We start from the raw sequence: 18,821 nt of genomic DNA, 5'->3' as shown, positions 1-18,821 counted from the left end.
GACAGACGATGAGTCTGCTTGCCATCAATAAGCTCATGACCACGGTGGGCGCCGAGGTCGACGGTATTGATCCCGATCGACTGGCCACCGACGGCACCCTCGGGGAAGCGGTCCTCGACGCGCTGGAAGAAAACGGCGTGCTGGTCTTTCCCAGGCTACACCTGAATCCTGAAGCACAGGTGGCGTTTTGCCGTCGACTTGGCGAGGTCGACTACTCCTCCGATGGGCACCATCGGGTGCCGGGAATCTACCCGATCACCCTGGATGTGTCGAAGAACTCCTCGGCGGCCTATCTACGAGCCACCTTCGACTGGCATATCGACGGCTGCACCCCGATCGGCGACGAATGCCCGCAGAAAGCCACTGTGCTGTCGGCCGTCCACGTCGCCGAACGCGGCGGCGAAACCAAGTTTGCCAGTTCATATGCCGCCTACGACGCGTTGAGCGACGACGAGAAGCAACGTTACGGATCGTTGCGCGTCGTCCACTCCCTGGAAGCCTCGCAGCGGCGTATCACCCCCAATCCCACACCCGAGCAGCTGGCGCGGTGGCGGGCGCGCCGCACCCACGAACACCCTCTGGTGTGGACGCATCACAGCGGCCGCAAGTCGCTGGTGCTCGGCGCCTCTGCCGATTACGTCACGGGCATGGATCTCGGCGAGGGCCGCGAACTGCTGACCGAACTGCTGGACCGCGCCACCGTGCCCGACAAGGTCTACAGCCACCGGTGGTCGGTTGGCGACACGGTGATTTGGGACAACCGGGGCGTACTGCACCGGGCTGCACCCTACGACCCGGACTCACCACGAGAGATGCTGCGCACCACCGTACTCGGCGACGAACCGATCCAGTAGCCCGTCATCCCAGCATTGAGGGCACCATCGCCTCGACGAGGTGCGGCCCTGGTTCGTTAAACGCCGCGCGCAGCGCGTCGGCGAACTCCTCGGCGGTGCCGACCCGCCGCGCCGGCACCCCCATTCCCTCGGCGATCTTGACGAAATCCATTCTTGGGCTGGCCAAGTCGAGCAATTCGCGCGCTTTGGGGCCGGGCGCACCCTCGGCGCCGACGCGTTGCAGTTCGAGCCGCAGAATGTCGTAGGCGCCGTTGCTGTAGATGACGGTGGTGACGTCGAGGTTCTCCCGCGCCTGAGTCCACAGGCCCGAAATGGTGTACATCGCCGAGCCGTCGGATTCCAGGCACAGCACCGGCCGGTCCGGTGCAGCGACCGCAGCGCCCACCGCGGCGGGGATGCCGTAGCCGATCGCTCCCCCGGTTAGGGTGAGCCAATCGTGTGCCGGCGCCCCGGCCGTCGCAGCAGCCAGTGGCAGCCCGGAGGTGTTGGACTCGTCGACCACGATTGCGCGCTCAGGCATCAGTGCACCAATTACGTCGGCGACCGAAACGGCGGTCAACCCGCCCGTGGGCAGTTGCGGGCGCGCTGGCGCGGCAGCCTCAGCGACGGTGCCCGGCGCCACCTCGTCTGCCAACGCGGCCAGCGCGTCGGCAGCTCCGGTGTGGCGCGCGAGCACGTGGACTTCGCAGCCGTCCGGTACCAGGTCGCTGGGCTTGCCTGGATAGGCGAAAAACGACACCGGTGAGGCCGCCCCGGCCAGAATCAAATGCTTGGCGCCGTCGAGTTGGGCGGCAACGGCTTCGGCGAAGTAGGCGATGCGCTCGACCGCCGGAATGCCCGCACCGCGCTCCAGTCGGGTCGGGAAGTTCTCGCAATACCAGCGGGCGCCGGTGGACGAGGCAGCCCGGGCCGCCGCCTCTAGGCCGGGAGCTCGGGTGGCGTCGCCACCGACCAATATCACCGAGGGCTCGCCGGAACGCAGCACCTTGGCTACCAGCTCCACCGCGTCGACGTCGACGGTTGACGTCGTGGGCCGGGCAGGCACCGGATGGCCGGTTTGCGCGACGTCGTTCCACGAAAGGTCCGCCGGCAGAATCAGTGTGGCGACCTGTCCCCCGCTTTGGCTAGCGGCGATAGCCTCGGCGGCATCGGCCGCGACATCGCCATCGGTTCGGCGCAGCCACCCGGATACGCTACCGGCCACCGCGTCGATGTCGGATTCCAGTGGCGCGTCGTACTTTTTGTGATAGGTGGCGTGGTCGCCGACAACGACGACCATTGGCACCCTCGCCCGGCGCGCGTTGTGCAGGTTGGCCAGCCCGTTGCCCAGCCCCGGCCCGAGGTGCAGCAGCACCGCCGCGGGTCGGCCGGCGATGCGCGCATAGCCGTCGGCCGCCCCGGTGGCCACGCCTTCGAACAAGGCCAACACCCCACGCATCCGCGGCACCGCGTCCAGTGCGGCCACGAAATGCATCTCGGAGGTACCGGGGTTGGCGAAGCACACGTCGACCCCGCCGTCGACCAGAGTGTTGATCAGCGCATGGGCACCGTTCACAGACTTACTGTAAACGCATCAAGCCTTTACGTGGTTGGCGTGCCTGTCGTCGGCGGGGCGCTCCTCGGTCTGCTCTTTGGCCCAGCGGTAGTCGGGCTTGCCCGCGGGCGAGCGCTTGACCTCGTCGACAAACCAAAGTGCCCGGGGGACTTTGTATCCCGCGATCTCACTGCGCACGAACCGGTCGAGTTCAGTCAGCGCCGGGCGTGTTCCGGGGCGTGGCTGTACGACGGCGGCCACGCACTGGCCGTAGCGCTCGTCGGGCACTCCGACCACCAGCGCGTCGAACACGTCAGCATGGCCCTTGAGCGCGGCCTCGACTTCCTCGGGGTAGATCTTTTCCCCACCGCTGTTGATCGACACCGAACCGCGGCCCAGCATGGTGACCGTTCCATCGGCCTCCACCTGTGCATAGTCCCCGGGGATCGCGTAACGCACACCGTTGATGGTTTTGAACGTCTCGGCGGTCTTCTTCTCGTCCTTGTAGTAGCCGACCGGGATATTGCCCTTCTTTGCGATGATGCCGCGCACACCCGAGCCGGGCTTCACTTCGTTGCCGTCGTCGTCGAGCACGACAGTGCGATGGTCGATCGCGACCCGTGGGCCGCCGGTGTGCGCTTGGCCTGCGGCGACAATGCTGGTGCCGCCGAAACCGGTCTCCGACGAGCCAATCGAGTCGGTGATGACCCGGTTGGGCAGCAGTTCGAGAAGCTTCTCCTTGATGCTCGGTGAGAACAGCGCCGCGGTGCTGGCCAACAAGAACAGCGATGACAGGTCGTAATCGTTGTCCTTCATGAGCGCGTCCAGTAGTGGGCGGGCCATCGCATCACCGGTGAAGAACAGCAGATTGACCTTGTGGTCGTGGATTGTCCGCCACACTTCGTCGGCATCGAATTCCGGTGCCAGAACGGTGGTTTGACCTGAGAACAGCGACATCCACGTGGCCGACTGAGTGGCGCCGTGGATCATCGGCGGGATCGGATAGCGAATCATCGGCGGATTCGCCGCGGCCTGCTTGGCCAGGTCGTACTCGTCCGTGACGAATTCGCCTGTCGCAAAGTCGGTCCCGCCGAACAGCACGCGGTAGATGTCCTCGTGGCGCCACATCACGCCCTTGGGGAACCCGGTGGTGCCGCCGGTGTAGAGCAGGTAGATGTCGTCGGCGCTGCGCTCACCGAAGTCACGCTCCGGCGAGCCTTCTTCGAGCGCGGAATAAAACTCGACCCCGCCAAAGCGCTGATAGTCGGCGTCTGAGCCGTCCTCGACGACGAGCACCGTCTTGACGTTCGGGGTCTCCGGCAACACGTTGGCGACCCGGTCGGCGTACTGGCGCTCATGGACCACCGCGACCATGTCGGAGTTTTCGAACAGGTACCGCAGCTCACCCTCGACATAGCGGAAGTTGACGTTGACCAGGATGGCGCCGGCCTTCACGATGCCCAGCATCGCGATCACGATCTCATTGCGGTTGCGGCAGTACAGCCCGACCTTGTCGTCCTTTTTGACGCCCTGGTCGATCAGGTAGTGCGCCAACCGGTTGGCCTTGTCCTCCAGTTGCGCGTACGTCAGCTGGTCGTCGCCGCAGATCAAGGCGACGCGGTCAGGCACAGCGTCGATGGCGTGCTCGGCAAGGTCGGCAATATTCAGAGCCACGGACCCAAACTAGAACGTGTTACATTTCTTGACAAGTTTGTGACAGCTGCGCAGAGAGGCAGACACCGGTGAGCGAGGCTCATGCGCTGATTGAACAGCGCGGACACACCCTGATCGTGACGCTGAATCGCCCCGACGCCCGCAATGCGCTCAGCGGCGAAATGATGCAGATCATGGTCGAGGCCTGGGACCGCGTCGACAACGATCCCGACATCCGCTGCTGCATCCTGACCGGAGCAGGCGGCTACTTCTGCGCCGGCATGGACCTCAAGGCCGCCACCGCCAAACCGCCCGGTGAATCGTTCAAAGACGGCAGCTACGACCCGTCGCGCATCGACGCGCTGCTCAAGGGCCGCCGGCTCACCAAACCACTGATCGCCGCGGTCGAAGGCCCGGCCATCGCCGGGGGCACCGAGATCCTGCAGGGCACCGACATCCGGGTCGCCGGCGAAAGCGCCAAATTCGGGATCTCCGAGGCCCGCTGGAGCCTGTACCCGATGGGCGGCTCAGCGGTGCGACTGGTCCGGCAGATCCCCTACACGGTGGCCTGTGACCTGCTGCTGACCGGGCGGCACATCACTGCCGCCGAGGCCAAGGAGATGGGACTGATCGGGCACGTCGTTCCGGACGGGCAGGCGCTGACCAAAGCGTTGGAGATTGCTGAGGTCATTTCGGCCAACGGGCCGCTGGCTGTGCAGGCGATCCTGCGGTCCATCCGGGAAACCGAGGGCCTGGCCGAAAACGACGCATTCAAGATCGACACCCAGATCGGTATCCGGGTGTTCATGTCCGACGATGCCAAAGAAGGGCCGCTGGCCTTCAAAGAGAAGCGCACGCCGCAGTTCGAGAACCGCTGATGGCTTTTGCCCGGGTGCGGTGGCGCTCGCCGGCCGATGCGATCGCTGAATCGTTGCGCACCTGACCAACCCACGTACACCGCGAGCAGATGTGAAAGCCTCGATCTCGCTCGTCAATTGGGACATTGCGTCAGTCCGGCTTGTCCCGGCCGCCCACAAGATCCGATTGGTCTCCGGGCACAACAGCGCCCCCTAGAGTGGTCCCGAACCGCTTTTCGCCGAGGAGGGTGACGTGGAGGGGACGCCCTTCGGCCGCTACCGATTGATCGACGTGGTCGGCCGAGGTGGAATGGGGGAGGTCTGGCGAGCGTTCGACACGCTCACCGATCGCATTGTGGCGATCAAAGTCCTGCCGACCCAGTTACTTGACGACAAGATGTTCGGGGAGAGGTTCCAGCGCGAGGCACGGTCGGCGGCAAGCCTTAGCAACCCCCATGTGGTACCGATCCACGATTTCGGCGAGATAGCGGGACGCGCGTATGTGAGCATGCGTCTGATCGACGGTCACGACCTTAAAACGGTGCTTGCCAGCGGACCATTAGAGCCCCACCGAGCGGTGGGAATCGTCGAACAGATCGCCGCTGCCTTGGATGCCGCACACCGCGTCGGTTTGGTGCATCGCGATGTGAAGCCGTCAAACATTTTGATCGCCGAAGACGATTTCGCCTATCTCATCGACTTTGGCATCGCCAGAGCGTCCGGGGAAGCAGGGTTGACGACCACCGGATCGACGATAGGCACCTGGGAATACATGGCGCCTGAACGACTCCAGCACGGCACAGCGGATACTCGCGCCGATATCTACGCGCTGACCTGCGTGCTGTATCAGGCGCTCACTGGTGAATTGCCCTTCCCGGCCAACAGCCTCGAGCAGGTCGCCGCTGCCCACCTCTTCACGCCACCGCCACGACCTTCAGAGCTGAGAAAGTATATCCCCCCGGCAATGGACCAGGTCATCGCCACAGGCATGGCGAAAATTCCCGACCACCGGTATCCGACCACCAAACACCTGGGGCGGGCCGCTCGGGCGGCCCTCACCGCTCCCGCCGACCGGCAGCCCAGTGGGTCCGACATGCTGACTCTGGCGGCACCCACCGTCAGCGCCGTCGCCGCGCCCACACACCTGGCGCCTGTCCCGCCAGGGCAATTCCCCGGAGCGCAGTTCGGGTCGATCCACGGCCAGCGACCGCTGGTCGATCGGCGAAACCCCAGACCTTGGCTCTGGGTAGCAGGAGTCGCGTTGGCGGTTGTGGTGGCCGTCGTCGCAGGGATTGTCGTCAAAAATCAGCTATCGCCGGCCGGGAGCAACGCGCCACGGTCCGCCTCGATGCCTTCGCTTTCCGAACCTGCGACCGCGTCGAGCGCCGCGCCCCCGGTCCACGAGGATGCGTTGGACGGGCTGCTGCTCAATGCGGATCAGGTGAACCGCGCGATGGCTACGTCCGGGATGACCGAAGGCGAAGTCCGGTCCGCGCTGGCGCATACCCAGGACCGCGTGCAGCCGCCGGAATGTTTGGTGATCGACGCAGTAGCTCAAGACACCCTCTATGCCGGCAGCGGCTACACCGCCGCGCGCGTACAGCTTGTGACTGAACGCGATAACAACGGCAACTACTCCCATGCCCTGTGGCAAGCAGTGGTGTCATATCCCACCGCCGCACAAGCCGCTGCGTTCTACGCGGTCTCGACCCGTCAGTGGGCGGCGTGCCATCGAGAATTCGCCAACCAGCATGGGCCCCTGACGTTGGGACCGCTCTCCGATAGCGATCGGACGCTGAGCATCCGCTTCTCTTCCCAAGAGGGCACGTGGGCACGCGTCCTCACGGTCTCTAACAACATTGTGGTCGACCTGCTCGCCATGGGGGTTAATGAGCCGCCTGGGGTTGCCAACCCCGTTGTAGAAACCTCAGCAATCACGATTGCCCACCAGATCGCCGCTAATGTGCCCAGCTGAGAAGGTCGTATCAGCCCACCGGTGCGCTGGGCGTAAAGACCACCGGCATGGCTTCCGGGCCGACCACGAAGTTGGCGCGGCGCAGTGGCAACGGGTCATCGGATGCCAGCCGCAGATCCGGCAACCGCTCCAATACTCGACGTGTCATCAACGAAAGCTCCAGGCGGGCCAGCTGATTGCCCAGACAGAAATGGGTTCCGAAGCCAAAGGCCAAATGGCTGTTGGGGTCTCGCCGGATGTCAAACTGCCCGGGGTTGTCGAACACCGACTCGTCGAAGTTCGCCGACTCGAACAGCAGCATGATCTTCTCGCCGTCGCGAAGCGAAGTTCCGTGGAACTCGGTGTCGGCGGTCAACTTCCGGCACATGTTCTTCACCGGCGACGTCCAGCGCAGCATCTCCTCGATCGCTCCGGGCAGCAGCGACGGGTCAGCCGCCAGTTGCTCCCACTGGTCGCGGTGGCGCAGCAATTGTTCGGTGCCGCCGGACAACGTGTGCCGGGTCGTCTCGTCGCCGCCGATGAGGATCAGCAGCGTCTCCGAGACGATCTGTTCATCGGTCAACCGCTCACCGTCGACCTCGGCGTGCACCAGCACGCTGGTCAAGTCGTCGGTCGGCTGCTGTCGCCGCGCGGCGATCGTCTTGAGAGTGAGCTCGGTGTAGGCGATGTTGGCGTCGAGTGCCGCCTGGTAGTCGACCTCTTCGACGGTCGAGCTGAGCGCGCACACCAAATCGTCAGACCATTTGAGCAAGGTGGCCCGCAGTTCGGGTAGCACGCCGAGCATGTCTCCGATGACCGCCATCGGCAGCGGCGCGGCCAGGTCCCGGACGAAGTCACACTCGCCGCGTTCGCACACCCCGTCGATCAGCGTGTCGACCAGCCTGGCGATCGATTCTTCCTTGTCGCGCACCCGCTTACGGGTGAACCCGGCGTTGACCAGTTTGCGGCGCAGCAGATGCTCGGGATCGTCCATATCGATCATGTGCGGAAGCGCGTCCACCCCGGGCCGGATCCCGCCCGCGTTGGAGAACAGTTCCGGGTTGCGCTCGGCGTCGATGATGGCCTGATAGGTCGTGGCCGCGGCCAGCCCGTTGCGATCCCGAAACACCGGCTGGTTGGCGCGCATCCAGCGATACGCCTCCCGGGCTTGCCGGCCATCGGCGTAGAAGGTGCCGTCTGTCAAATCGACATCGGGAATCGTGACTGTCATGGACTAACCTCCAGATATGCCTGAATCACAACACACCATCGCCGGAACGGTGCTGACTATGCCGGTGCGGGTCCGAAAGGCAGACGTGCACACGGCGATGTTCTCGGTGGACGCGGAGGCGGCCCAGCGGCTCATCGACTACAGCGGCCTGCAGGTCTGCCAACACCGCCCGGGCCGCGCCGTGGTCAACCTGATGCTGGCTCGCTATATCGACGGCGACCTCGGGCAGTACCACGAATTCGGCACCTGCGTGATGGTCAATCCGCCCGGCTCGCAGGCACGTGGACTGCGCGCCCTCGGCGCTGCGGCGGCGTTCATCCACCACCTGCCGGTCGACCAAGGCTTCACGCTGGAGGCTGGGCGCACCATCTGGGGATTTCCGAAGATCATGGCGGACTTCACCATTCGTGAAGACGGCAACTTCGGGTTCGACGTCAGCGCCGAAGGCTCGCACATCGCGGGCATCGATTTCGGCCGCGGTCTGCCCGTTCCGTCGCTGTTCACGTCGAAACCGCAGGTGCTCAAGACCTACACCTACGCCGAGGGCACTACCCGCGAGGTGCCGTGGGAGATGAAGGTCAGCGGGTTGCGCGGCGGGATCGGCGGGGCGGCCCTGCGGTTGGGCGATCACCCGTACGCCGCGGAATTGGCGTCGCTGGGCCTGCCGAAGCGAGCGATGGTGTCGGGATCGGTCGCCAATGTGGAAATGTCGTTCGGCGACGCCCACGTGCTGGCCTGACCGGGTTCGATTGCCCGGCTCCTCCTCATCGCGCTCCGCGCTCTGCATCGTCACCGGGCTGGTCATCCGGCCAATCTAGAACGTGTTCTAACCCAGCCGCAAGGACTCTGGCGAGCAGACGCAGAATCGCACGATTCGCTGCTCGAACGTGCGAGTTTGCGTCTGCTCGCGGGGGAACTACACCAATGCGGCCAGTTCGCGGACCTGCTCGACGCTGCGCGCCGAGACCACCATCATCGTCACGCCGGCGGCCTCCCAGACCGTGATCTGCTTACGCACGTAGTCGATGTCGCCAACGATCACCGCGTCGTCCACGAGTTCATCGGGAATGACTTTGGCGGCCTCGTCCTTGCGGTTACCGCGAAACAGTGCGGTGACCTCGTCGACGACCTCGGCGTAGCCCATCCGGCGGTAGACGTCAGCGTGGAAGTTGGTGTCCTCGGCACCCATGCCGCCCATGTAGAGCGCCAGGAACGGCTTGATGCCGGCGAACGCCGCGGGGCGATCATCGGTGATGACCACCTGGGCCGTCGCGCAGACCTCGAAATCCTCGCGACTGCGACGGGCCCCCGGGCGGGCGAAACCTTCGTCGAGCCATTCGTTGTACATGTCGGCCAGTCGCGGCGTGTAGAAGATCGGCAGCCAGCCGTCGCATATCTCAGCGGCCAGCGCCACGTTCTTCGGTCCTTCCGCGCCCAACATGATCGGGATGTCGGACCGCAGCGGATGGGTGATGGGTTTGAGCGCTTTGCCCAGACCCGTTGTGCCATCACCCGTTAACGGCAACGGATAGTGCGGGCCGTCGCTGGCGACCGGTTTCTCCCGGGCCCATACCTGCCGGATGATGTCGATGTATTCCCGGGTGCGGGCCAGCGGCTTGGGGAATTTCTGCCCGTACCAGCCTTCGACCACCTGCGGACCAGACACGCCCAACCCCAGCAGGTGGCGCCCGCCGGAAAGATGGTCCAGGGTCAGCGCCGCCATCGCGCACGCGGTCGGGGTGCGCGCAGACAGTTGCACCACCGAGGTGCCCAGCCGCAGCCGGCTCGTCGACGCTCCCCACCAGGCCAGTGGCGTGTAGGCATCCGAGCCCCAGGCCTCCGCGGTGAACACCGCGTCGAATCCGGCGTCTTCGGCCGCCGCGACCAGCTCACCCGCGTTCTCCGGCGGCTGTGCGCCCCAGTAACCCAATTGCAGTCCCAGCTTCATCTCCGGCTCCTTGCTCAGATTCTTAGAACCTGTTCTACTCGTTGCTGTGACCACCAGCCAAAGCAGCCCGGTGCAGATCGACACCGATCAGCGGCCTCTCGCGGCACCTCTGAAGCTGTCCTTCGACTACACCCGTTCAGTCGGACCTACCCTCAGCCAGTTCTTCACCGCCCTGCGTGAGCGACGCATCGTCGGTGTCCGGGGCTCGGACGGCCGGGTTTACGTCCCGCCCGCCGAGTTCGACCCCGTGACTTACGAACGATTGACCGAGATCGTACCGGTGGCCAGTGTCGGGACCGTGCTGTCGTGGACCTGGCAGCCCGAACCTCTGCCGGGGCAGCCGCTGGACCGGCCGTTCGCCTGGGCGCTGATCAAACTCGACGGTGCCGACGTCGGCCTACTACACGCCGTTGATGTTGGATCGTCCGACGCGAGCATTACCGGGGCGCGCGTGCACGCGCACTGGGTCGACGAGCCGGTGGGCGCGATCACCGATATCGCGTACTTCGCGCTCGGCGAACAGACCGAGCCCGTTGCCGAAACGACCGACGACCGTGACCCGGTGACGGTCCAGGAGACGCCCAGCAGCATCGAAATCCAGCACACCGCTTCACTTCCCGAGACCGCGTTCCTGCGCGCCCTCGAAGAGGGCAAGCTGCTCGGCGCCCGCACCGGCAAGGACGGGAAGGTGTATTTCCCGCCGAAGGAAGCAGATCCAGCGACCGGCCGCGAACTCGACAACTTCGTCGAGCTGCCCGACAAGGGCACAGTGACGACGTTCGCGATCATCAACATCCCGTTCGCCGGCCAGCGCATCAAACCGCCGTACGTCGCCGCCTACGTCCTTCTCGACGGCGCCGACATCGCCTTCCTGCACCTGATCCAGGAGATCGACGCCGCCGAGGTGCGGATGGGTATGCGGGTGCAGGCGGTGTGGAAGCCCCAGGAGGAATGGGGCCTCGGCATCGACAACATCGAATACTTCAAGCCGACCGGCGAACCCGACGCCGACTACGACACCTACAAACACCACCTGTAAGAGGGATAACGTGACCGATCGCGATGTAGCTGTCGTCGGATTCGCCCATGCGCCGCATGTGCGCCGCACCGACGGCACCACCAACGGCGTCGAAATGTTGATGCCGTGCTTCCATGCACTTTATGACGAACTCGGTCTTGAGCAGACCGACATCGGCTTCTGGTGCTCTGGGTCGTCGGATTACCTTGCCGGACGGGCGTTTTCGTTTATCTCCGCGATCGACTCGATCGGGGCGGTGCCCCCGATCAACGAGTCGCACGTGGAAATGGACGCCGCGTGGGCGCTTTACGAGGCCTATATCAAGCTGCTGACCGGTGAAGTCGACACCGCGCTGGTCTACGGCTTCGGCAAGTCTTCCGCCGGCACGCTGCGCCGGGTGCTTGCGATGCAGACCGATCCGTACACCGTCGCGCCGCTGTGGCCGGACGCAGTGTCGATGGCCGGGCTGCAGGCCCGTTTCGGCTTGGACGCCGGCAAGTGGACGGCCGAGCAGATGGCGCAGGTGGCGCTGGACTCCTTGGCGGTTGCGGAGCGCACCGATTCGGAGAAGCCTGCCAAGAGCATCGACGAGCTGCTGGCCCGGCCGTTCTTCGCCGATCCTCTTCGGCGCCACGACATTGCGCCGATCACCGACGGCGCGTCGGCGATCGTGCTGGCTGCCGGCGACAAAGCCCGTGAGCTGCGGGAGAACCCCGCCTGGATCACCGGGTTCGAGCACCGTATCGAGACTCCGGTCATCGGCGCCCGGGACCTGACCACCTCGCCGTCAACGCAGGCGTCAGCCAAGGCCGCGACGGGCGGAGATACCAGCTCGATCGAGGTGGCCGAGATCTACGCGCCGTTCACCCATCAGCAATTGCTCCTGACCGAAGCGATCGGCCTGCCGTCGTCGACGAAGGTCAACCCGTCGGGCGGCGCACTGGCCGCCAATCCGATGTTCTCCGCGGGGCTGGAGCGCATCGGCTTTGCGGCACAACACATTTTCGATCGCTCGGCAGGCCGGGTGCTGGCGCACGCGACCAGCGGCCCGGTGTTGCAACAGAACCTCGTCGCCGTGCTGGAAGGGAAATAGGATGGCAGGCCAGCTTGCGGCGGTGCTCGGCACCGGCCAGACGAAGTACGTCGCCAAGCGCCAGGACGTCTCGATGAACGGGCTGGTTCGCGAGGCCATCGACAAGGCATTGTCCGACTCCGGGTCGACCATGGAAGACATCGACGCCGTAGTGGTCGGCAAGGCGCCCGACTTCTTTGAGGGCGTGATGATGCCCGAGCTGTTCATGGCCGACGCCGTCGGCGCGACGGGCAAGCCGCTGATCCGGGTGCACACCGCGGGTTCGGTCGGCGGGTCAACCGGTGTGGTGGCAGCCAGCCTGGTGCAGTCGGGCAAGTACCGGCGGGTGCTGGCGATGGCCTGGGAAAAGCAGTCCGAGTCAAACGCTATGTGGGCGTTGAGCATTCCGGTGCCCTTCACCAAGCCTGTCGGCGCCGGCGCGGGCGGCTACTTCGCTCCGCACGTGCGCTCCTACATCCGCCGATCCGGCGCGCCGACGCACATCGGTGCCCTGGTGGCGGTCAAGGACCGGCTGAACGGCGCCAAGAACCCGCTGGCGCATCTACACCAACCGGACATCACGCTGGACAAGGTGATGTCGTCGCAGATGCTGTGGGATCCCATCCGCTTCGACGAAACCTGCCCGTCGTCCGACGGCGCCTGTGCGGTGGTGATCGGCAACGAGGACGCCGCTGACAAGCGGGTCGCCGACGGCCATCCGGTGGCATGGATCCACGCCACCGCGTTGCGCACCGAACCGCTGGCGTACTCCGGGCGCGACCAGGTCAACCCGCAGGCCGGGCGCGACGCCGCCAAGGCGCTGTGGAAGGCGGCCGGCATCACCAGCCCGATCGACGAAATCGATGCCGCCGAGATCTACGTGCCGTTCTCGTGGTTCGAGCCGATGTGGCTGGAGAACCTCGGGTTTGCCCCCGAAGGCGAGGGCTGGAAGCTCACCGAGGCCGGCGAAACCGCGATCGGCGGGCGGATCCCGCTCAACGCCTCCGGCGGTGTGCTGTCGTCTAACCCGATCGGCGCCTCGGGTTTGATCCGCTTCGCCGAGGCGGCTATCCAGGTGATGGGCAAAGCGGGCGATCACCAAGTACCCAACGCCCGGAAGGCACTCGGACACGCCTACGGCGGCGGCTCGCAGTATTACTCGATGTGGGTGGTGGGGGCAGACAAGCCATGAAATACACCTGCAGCGTCGCGATGGGCCCAATCGACCAGCTGACCGAGCTGGCCAGAACCGCCGAGGAGGTGGGGTTCGACGCGATCGCGCTGCCAGACTCGCTGTTCTACATGGAAAAAGCCGCGGCCGACTATCCCTACACCCCGGACGGCTCGCGGATGTGGGACGAGAACACGCCGTGGGTGGACCCGCTGATCGCCGCCGGTGCGATGGGCGCAGTGACCTCGACACTGCGGTTCTACACCAACGTGATGAAACTCGGCTCCCGCAATCCGCTGCTGCTGGCTCGCCAGGTCGGCTCGGTGGCCAACCTGACCGGCAACCGGTTCGGCTTCGGTGTCGGGATCGGCTGGGCGCCGGAGGAATTCGAGTGGTGCGGGGTGCCCTACAAGCGCCGCGGCGCACGCGTCGATGAAATGATCGAAGTCATCAAACTGGTACTGGGCGGTGGGATGGTCGAATTCCACGGCGAGTTCTACGACTTCGACCGACTGCAGATGAGCCCGGCCCCCAGCCAGCCGGTGCCGTTCTACGTCGGTGGCCACACCGACGTCGCACTCAAGCGCGCGGCGCGCGTCAGCGACGGCTGGACCAGCGCCATGATGACCGCTGACCAACTCGCCGAAACCATCGGCAAGCTCAATGCTTTGCGCACCGAATACGGCCGTGCCGAGCAGCCTTTCGAGTTCCAGGCGGTATGCATCGACAAGTTCGGGGTCGATGGCCACCGCGAGCTTGCCGAGATCGGCGTCACCGACAACATCGTGATTCCTTGGGTGTTCGACGGACTGGGATTCGACGCGCCGCTCGACAAGAAGAAGGATTCGCTGAAGCGTTTCGCCGACACCTATATCCACTCGGGATGGCAACAGTGCGCGCCGGCGACGATGCAGAGCGAAGCGATGAGGAGGAGCGGCGCCAAATGACAGACTCGCCCGCGCACCTGGCCGGTAAGCGTTCCCGCGACGCGGTGATCGCCCGCGACAAGGCGGCCTGGTTGGAGGTTTTCGCTGACGACGCGATCGTCGAAGACCCCATCGGTCCGTCGCACTTCGACCCGGAGGGTAAGGGCCATCGCGGCCGCGACGCCATCTCGGCGTTCTGGGACCAGGCGATCGCCCCGACCGACAAGATCGAGTTCAACTTCGTCGACACCTTCCAGTGCGGCAACGAGGAAGCCAACGTCGGCAACATCGTGATCACCATGGGCGGGTACCGGATCACCACCGATGGCGTCTTCACCTACAAGGCCGACGACGACGGCAAGCTGGTGGCACTGCGCGCGTACTGGGAGGTCGACCGCGCGACGGCGTCAGCGCGCAAAATCTAGAGCGGTTCCAGGCCGGTGAGGTAACGGCGGCCCAGGTCCTGATAGGCCTGCGGGTTGGCCTTCACCCACATCTCGGCCCCGGTGCCCGCGATCGGTCCCTTCACCGTGGCCGGTGCGCCCACCACCAGCACCTCGTCGGGGATCTTCGTGCCACCGAGCACCAGCGCACCGGCTGCGACCATGCTGCGTGCGCCGATCACCGCCCCGTCCAGGACGGTGGCGTGGTTGGCGATCAGCGCCTCAGCCCCGACGTGCACGCCGTGGATGGTGCACATATGCGCCACCGTGGCCCCCGGGCCGATGTCGACCGGGATGCCTGGCGGTGAATGCAGCACCGATCCGTCCTGAACATTGGCGCCCTCGCGCACGACGACCGGCCCGTAGTCGGCGCGCAGTACGGCGTTGAACCACACTGACGCGCCGGCTTCGATCGTCACGTCACCGATCAAGGTCGCGGTGGGCGCAACGAAGGCGGTGGGATCGACCTTCGGCGCGCGGCCTTCGAAGGAAAACAACGGCATCGTTCAGATATACCTCAGAGCGGGTAGGCCCTAGTGACAGCGGCCATGATTGCGCGATCCGATAGAAAAACTGTAACGTGTTCTAGTTAGAAGCTGACAAAGTTGGAGGCGTGGCATGGCTACCGAGACGGCCGGCATTCGCGAGATCGACACAGGCACCCTGCCCGACAGGTACGCCCGGGGTTGGCACTGCTTGGGCCCGGTCAAGGATTTCCTGGACGGGCAGCCCCACGGCATCGAAATCTTCGGCACCCACCTCGTCGTGTTCGCCGACTCGCAGGGCGGTCTGAATGTCCTCGACGGCTATTGCCGGCATATGGGTGGCAACCTGGCGCAGGGCACCATCAAAGGTGATGAACTCGCCTGCCCGTTCCACGACTGGCGCTGGGGCGGCGACGGCAAGTGCAAGCTGGTGCCCTACGCCAAGCGCACGCCGCGGCTGGCCCGCACCCGTGCCTGGACCACCGATGTGCGCGGCGGACTGCTGTTTGTCTGGCACGACCCTGAGGGCAACCCGCCGCCGGACGAGGTACGGATCCCGGAGATCCCGGAGTGGTCCGGCGGCGAGTGGACCGACTGGCGGTGGAACAGCATGGAGATCAACTCCAACTGCCGCGACATCATCGACAACGTCACCGATATGGCGCACTTTTTTTACATCCACTACGGGCTGCCCACGTATTTCAAGAACGTGTTCGAGGGCCACATCGCCTCGCAGTACCTCCACAACGTCGGCCGACCCGACGTGAACGACATGGGCACCACCTACGGGGAGGCGCACCTGGATTCGGAGGCCAGTTACTTCGGACCGTCGTTCATGATCAACTGGCTGCACAACAGTTATGGCGGCTACAAGGCCGAATCCATCCTGATCAACTGCCACTACCCGGTGACGCAGGAGAAGTTTGTCCTGCAGTGGGGTGTGATCGTCGAAAAGCCCAAGGGCATGGACGAATCGATGACCGAGAAGCTCGCCGATGCGATGACCGACGGGGTCAGCAAGGGCTTTTTGCAGGATGTCGAGATCTGGAAACACAAGACCCGCATCGACAATCCGCTGCTGGTCGAGGAGGACGGCGCGGTCTACCAGATGCGACGCTGGTACCAACAGTTCTACGTCGATGCCGCGGAGGTGACCGCGGAGATGACCGATCGCTTCGAGATCGAGGTGGACACCACTGTGGCCAACGAGAAGTGGCACGTCGAAGTGGAAGAGAACCTCAAACGGCAGGCCGAGGAAGAAAAGGCCGACCAGGCGTCGTCATGACCGGCAGCGAGCAGCCGCCCGACGTCGACCAACTTGCCCGGTCGATGTTGGCCCTGCACGGCCCGCACGACGACCACGACCATGCTCCGCCGGGCGGTCCCGCGGGCGGGCAGTGGGCCAAGGCACCCGATTTCGCCAACGACCCCCAACGGGCCGCCGCTATCGCCGAATCCACTCGCGCCGACCGCGAGCGCTATCTCTCGTCGGGCCTGGTGCCGGTGGACTGCCGGTTCTGCCACGCGACCGTTGCCGTCAAGAAGCTCGGACCGGGACACACTGCGGTGCAGTGGAATTCCGAGGCGGCGCAGCGCTGCGCATTCTTCGCCGACCTGCGCGCCGACGGCGGACACAGCAGCCGCGCCCGATCATGCCCGAAGCTGGCCGACAGCATCAAACACGCAGTCGCCGAAGGCTGTCTGGAGGAAGAGTCCAGCGCGCCGGCCCCCGGCGACGGCTAGCGATCACAGCCCGGCGAAGCGTTCCTTGACCGCCTCCGCGGTCAGCCCGTAATCGACCAGTGAATACGTATGTTTGGGCGCGCGGGGGCCGGTCTGGCTTTCGGCGTGGCTGAGTTCCATCGCGCCCCGCGCCTCATCGGTCAGGGTCAAGCCGAAGTGCCGGTACACGCCTTCCGCGGTGCCCACCGGGTCCGCGACGAAATCTGCGTAGTCCACATCGCAGAACTGTGCCGGATCGTACTCAGCCCGTGCCGCATTGAAGCGCTCCAGCCCGCGTGACCACGTATCCATCGAATCGTGCCCGATCTGAGCGCCGGTGTACGTGTTCGACCAACCCTCGGCGGTGTGCTGGGCCAGCGAGCACATCGACGCCATGATCGTCTCGACCGGGCGATGGGTCTGCACCACCAGCGCGTCGGGATAGGTGGCCATCAGCGCGTCCAAGGCGAACAGATGGCTGGGATTCTTGAGCACCCAGCGTTTTCCGGGATCGTTGAGTCCGATCAGCTGAAGGTTTTTGCGGTGCCGTCGATATGCCGGGCCCCAATCTTGGCTCGACAGCCATTTCGCGTAGCTGGGCAGGTGCGCCAGCGTCTCGTAGGACACCGAATGAAATGACTGCCGCAGCAACTGCCAGCATTCCTCCAACTCGTCGGCGGCCATGAAGTGCAGCCCCGTGTAGTCCGGGTTCTCGTTGTGGTGCTGGGTGAACCGGGCGTCGATTTCTCGGTGGATGGGGTTGGAGTCCCAGGTTTCCCGCGGCGGACGCGGCTGCGGGTATTCGGCCAACCACATTTGCAAGCCCTGATGCGCGGGGTCGGCGCCGAGCAGGCGGTGCAGCGCAGTGGTTCCCGTGCGCACCAGCCCGGTGACGAAGATCGGCCGCTCGATCACGACGTCGGCGTGCCCGGGGTATTGCTGCCAGGCGGCTTGGGACAGCAAGCGGGCCACCAGCGCGCCACGCAGAAAGAACCGGTTCATCTTGCTGCCCAGTTCGGTGAGGTCGGCCTCCCGTTGATAGGACTCGAGCAATACGGCCAGTGCTTCCCGATAGTTGTCGTCGTCGGTGCCGAAATCGTCCAGCCCAACCAACTTCGTCGCCGAGGCGTGCAAGTCGTCGACGGTGCCGACGTCGGTTCGCGCGGTCATCAGGCCTTGTACTCTCCGCAGTTGACGTCGAGCGTCTGTCCGGTGATGCCACTGGACAGATCGCTGGCGAAAAACAGGATCGCCGACGCTACCTCGTCTTCGGTGGGCAGCCGCTTCAAGTCGGAGTTCGTGGCGGTGGCGGCGTAAATTTGATCCACCGTCGTCCCGTATTTACCGGCCTGATGCGTGAAGTATCCCTTGAGGGTGTCTCCCCAGATATAGCCTGGCGCAACTGAATTGACCCGAATTCCGTCGTCACCGAGCTCGGTCGCCAGCGACTGGGACATCGCCAGCAACGCGGACTTGGCCATTTTGTAAGCGCCGTATTTGGCCTGCGAGTGCCGAATCACCATCGAATTGACGTTGACGATCGAGCCGTTCGACTCGGCGAGCGCGGGCGTGAATCGCTGGATGAGCCGCAACGCGCCGAGCACAGTGAGTTCGATGGCATCACGGATATGTTGAAACGTGGTGCCGGCCAACGGTTTCATCGACGGCACCCGAAAGGCGTTGTTGATCAACACGTCGACTTTGCCGTAGGCGGCCAGCGAAGCTTCGACCAGGTTAGCCACCTGATCGTCGTCGGTGATGTCGGTGGAGACCGCCACCGCGCGCCGGCCGGTGTCGGTGATCTGCTTGGCGACGTCGTCGAGGCGTTCGACGGTGCGCGCCGCCAACACCAGGTCGGCGCCATCTTCAGCACAGCGCCGGGCCAGCGTGGTGCCGAGAGCAGGGCCCACGCCGCTGATCACCACGACCTTGCCGTCGAGCATTCCTGGCATC

18 protein-coding genes are annotated in these 18,821 nt (G+C 65.0%); 11 read left to right on the top strand and 7 right to left on the bottom strand.

Annotated elements, in window-relative coordinates; all coding sequences use genetic code 11:
- Positions 1-8 precede the first annotated feature (8 nt).
- Positions 9-854 (top strand): TauD/TfdA dioxygenase family protein, encoded by an 846-nt coding sequence (locus AC5Y42_RS17330; protein ID WP_499899830.1) that lies wholly within the window; start codon positions 9-11, stop codon positions 852-854.
- Positions 855-858: 4 nt separating this feature from the next.
- On the opposite strand, the gene AC5Y42_RS17325 is transcribed toward AC5Y42_RS17330, so the two are convergent.
- Entirely contained in the window at positions 859-2,409 is a 1,551-nt protein-coding gene (locus tag AC5Y42_RS17325) for an acetolactate synthase large subunit (protein WP_499899829.1), read from the bottom strand.
- Between the two features lie 18 nt (positions 2,410-2,427).
- The gene (locus tag AC5Y42_RS17320) at positions 2,428-4,062 is read right to left on the bottom strand and encodes an acyl-CoA synthetase (RefSeq protein WP_499899828.1); all 1,635 of its coding nucleotides are present in this window, start codon (positions 4,060-4,062) and stop codon (positions 2,428-2,430) included.
- A gap of 68 nt (positions 4,063-4,130) precedes the next feature.
- Between AC5Y42_RS17320 and AC5Y42_RS17315 the strand changes: the two genes are divergently transcribed.
- Both AC5Y42_RS17315 and AC5Y42_RS17310 read left to right on the top strand, forming a co-directional pair.
- Complete coding sequence (locus AC5Y42_RS17315; protein ID WP_499899827.1) at positions 4,131-4,919, top strand: crotonase/enoyl-CoA hydratase family protein; 789 nt, start codon at positions 4,131-4,133, stop codon at positions 4,917-4,919.
- Positions 4,920-5,151: 232 nt separating this feature from the next.
- Entirely contained in the window at positions 5,152-6,873 is a 1,722-nt protein-coding gene (locus AC5Y42_RS17310; RefSeq protein ID WP_499899826.1) for a serine/threonine-protein kinase PknH/PknJ, read from the top strand.
- Between the two features lie 10 nt (positions 6,874-6,883).
- Here the strand turns inward: AC5Y42_RS17310 and AC5Y42_RS17305 are convergent, their stop codons facing one another.
- The gene (locus AC5Y42_RS17305; RefSeq protein ID WP_499899825.1) at positions 6,884-8,083 is read right to left on the bottom strand and encodes a cytochrome P450; all 1,200 of its coding nucleotides are present in this window, start codon (positions 8,081-8,083) and stop codon (positions 6,884-6,886) included.
- A 16-nt stretch (positions 8,084-8,099) separates the two neighbouring features.
- Between AC5Y42_RS17305 and AC5Y42_RS17300 the strand changes: the two genes are divergently transcribed.
- Entirely contained in the window at positions 8,100-8,822 is a 723-nt protein-coding gene (locus AC5Y42_RS17300; protein ID WP_499899824.1) for an acetoacetate decarboxylase family protein, read from the top strand.
- Positions 8,823-8,999: 177 nt separating this feature from the next.
- Here AC5Y42_RS17300 and AC5Y42_RS17295 read toward each other — a convergent pair whose 3' ends face one another.
- Positions 9,000-10,031 carry an LLM class F420-dependent oxidoreductase gene (locus AC5Y42_RS17295; protein WP_499899823.1) on the bottom strand — a complete coding sequence of 344 codons (1,032 nt, stop codon included), beginning with the start codon at positions 10,029-10,031 and terminating at the stop codon, positions 9,000-9,002.
- 46 nt (positions 10,032-10,077) lie between these two features.
- Between AC5Y42_RS17295 and AC5Y42_RS17290 the strand changes: the two genes are divergently transcribed.
- From AC5Y42_RS17290 to AC5Y42_RS17270, 5 genes are read left to right on the top strand one after another with little or no spacing between them, the layout of a single operon-like run.
- Entirely contained in the window at positions 10,078-11,070 is a 993-nt protein-coding gene (locus tag AC5Y42_RS17290; RefSeq protein ID WP_499899822.1) for a Zn-ribbon domain-containing OB-fold protein, read from the top strand.
- 10 nt (positions 11,071-11,080) lie between these two features.
- The gene (locus AC5Y42_RS17285) at positions 11,081-12,142 is read left to right on the top strand and encodes a thiolase family protein (RefSeq protein WP_499899821.1); all 1,062 of its coding nucleotides are present in this window, start codon (positions 11,081-11,083) and stop codon (positions 12,140-12,142) included.
- Position 12,143: 1 nt separating this feature from the next.
- Positions 12,144-13,313, top strand: coding sequence for a thiolase family protein (locus tag AC5Y42_RS17280; RefSeq protein WP_499899820.1), 1,170 nt, complete (start codon positions 12,144-12,146; stop codon positions 13,311-13,313).
- On the top strand, positions 13,310-14,239 hold the full coding sequence (locus tag AC5Y42_RS17275; RefSeq protein ID WP_499899819.1) for a TIGR03619 family F420-dependent LLM class oxidoreductase: 930 nt from the start codon (positions 13,310-13,312) through the stop codon (positions 14,237-14,239). The genes AC5Y42_RS17280 and AC5Y42_RS17275 overlap by 4 nt, the downstream gene beginning before the upstream one ends.
- On the top strand, positions 14,236-14,643 hold the full coding sequence (locus tag AC5Y42_RS17270) for a nuclear transport factor 2 family protein (protein ID WP_499899818.1): 408 nt from the start codon (positions 14,236-14,238) through the stop codon (positions 14,641-14,643). Before AC5Y42_RS17275 ends, AC5Y42_RS17270 begins: the two co-directional genes overlap by 4 nt.
- Here AC5Y42_RS17270 and AC5Y42_RS17265 read toward each other — a convergent pair.
- Positions 14,640-15,164: a gamma carbonic anhydrase family protein gene (locus AC5Y42_RS17265; RefSeq protein WP_065012951.1), complete on the bottom strand. Its 525-nt coding sequence runs from the start codon at positions 15,162-15,164 to the stop codon at positions 14,640-14,642. The genes AC5Y42_RS17270 and AC5Y42_RS17265 overlap by 4 nt on opposite strands.
- A gap of 115 nt (positions 15,165-15,279) precedes the next feature.
- On the opposite strand from AC5Y42_RS17265, the gene AC5Y42_RS17260 reads away from it, so the two are divergent.
- Positions 15,280-16,431: a 3-ketosteroid-9-alpha-monooxygenase, oxygenase component gene (locus tag AC5Y42_RS17260; protein WP_499899817.1), complete on the top strand. Its 1,152-nt coding sequence runs from the start codon at positions 15,280-15,282 to the stop codon at positions 16,429-16,431.
- Positions 16,428-16,889 (top strand): hypothetical protein, encoded by a 462-nt coding sequence (locus tag AC5Y42_RS17255; protein WP_499899816.1) that lies wholly within the window; start codon positions 16,428-16,430, stop codon positions 16,887-16,889. Before AC5Y42_RS17260 ends, AC5Y42_RS17255 begins: the two co-directional genes overlap by 4 nt.
- Positions 16,890-16,892: 3 nt before the next feature.
- Here the strand turns inward: AC5Y42_RS17255 and AC5Y42_RS17250 are convergent, their stop codons facing one another.
- On the bottom strand, positions 16,893-18,038 hold the full coding sequence (locus AC5Y42_RS17250) for a sulfotransferase family protein (protein WP_499899815.1): 1,146 nt from the start codon (positions 18,036-18,038) through the stop codon (positions 16,893-16,895).
- Entirely contained in the window at positions 18,038-18,820 is a 783-nt protein-coding gene (locus tag AC5Y42_RS17245; RefSeq protein WP_499899814.1) for an SDR family oxidoreductase, read from the bottom strand. The genes AC5Y42_RS17250 and AC5Y42_RS17245 overlap by 1 nt, the downstream gene beginning before the upstream one ends.
- Position 18,821 lies beyond the last annotated feature (1 nt).

Source organism: Mycobacterium sp. NGS48, from assembly GCF_059812585.1.
This window is presented reverse-complemented; position numbering and strand designations above follow the sequence as displayed.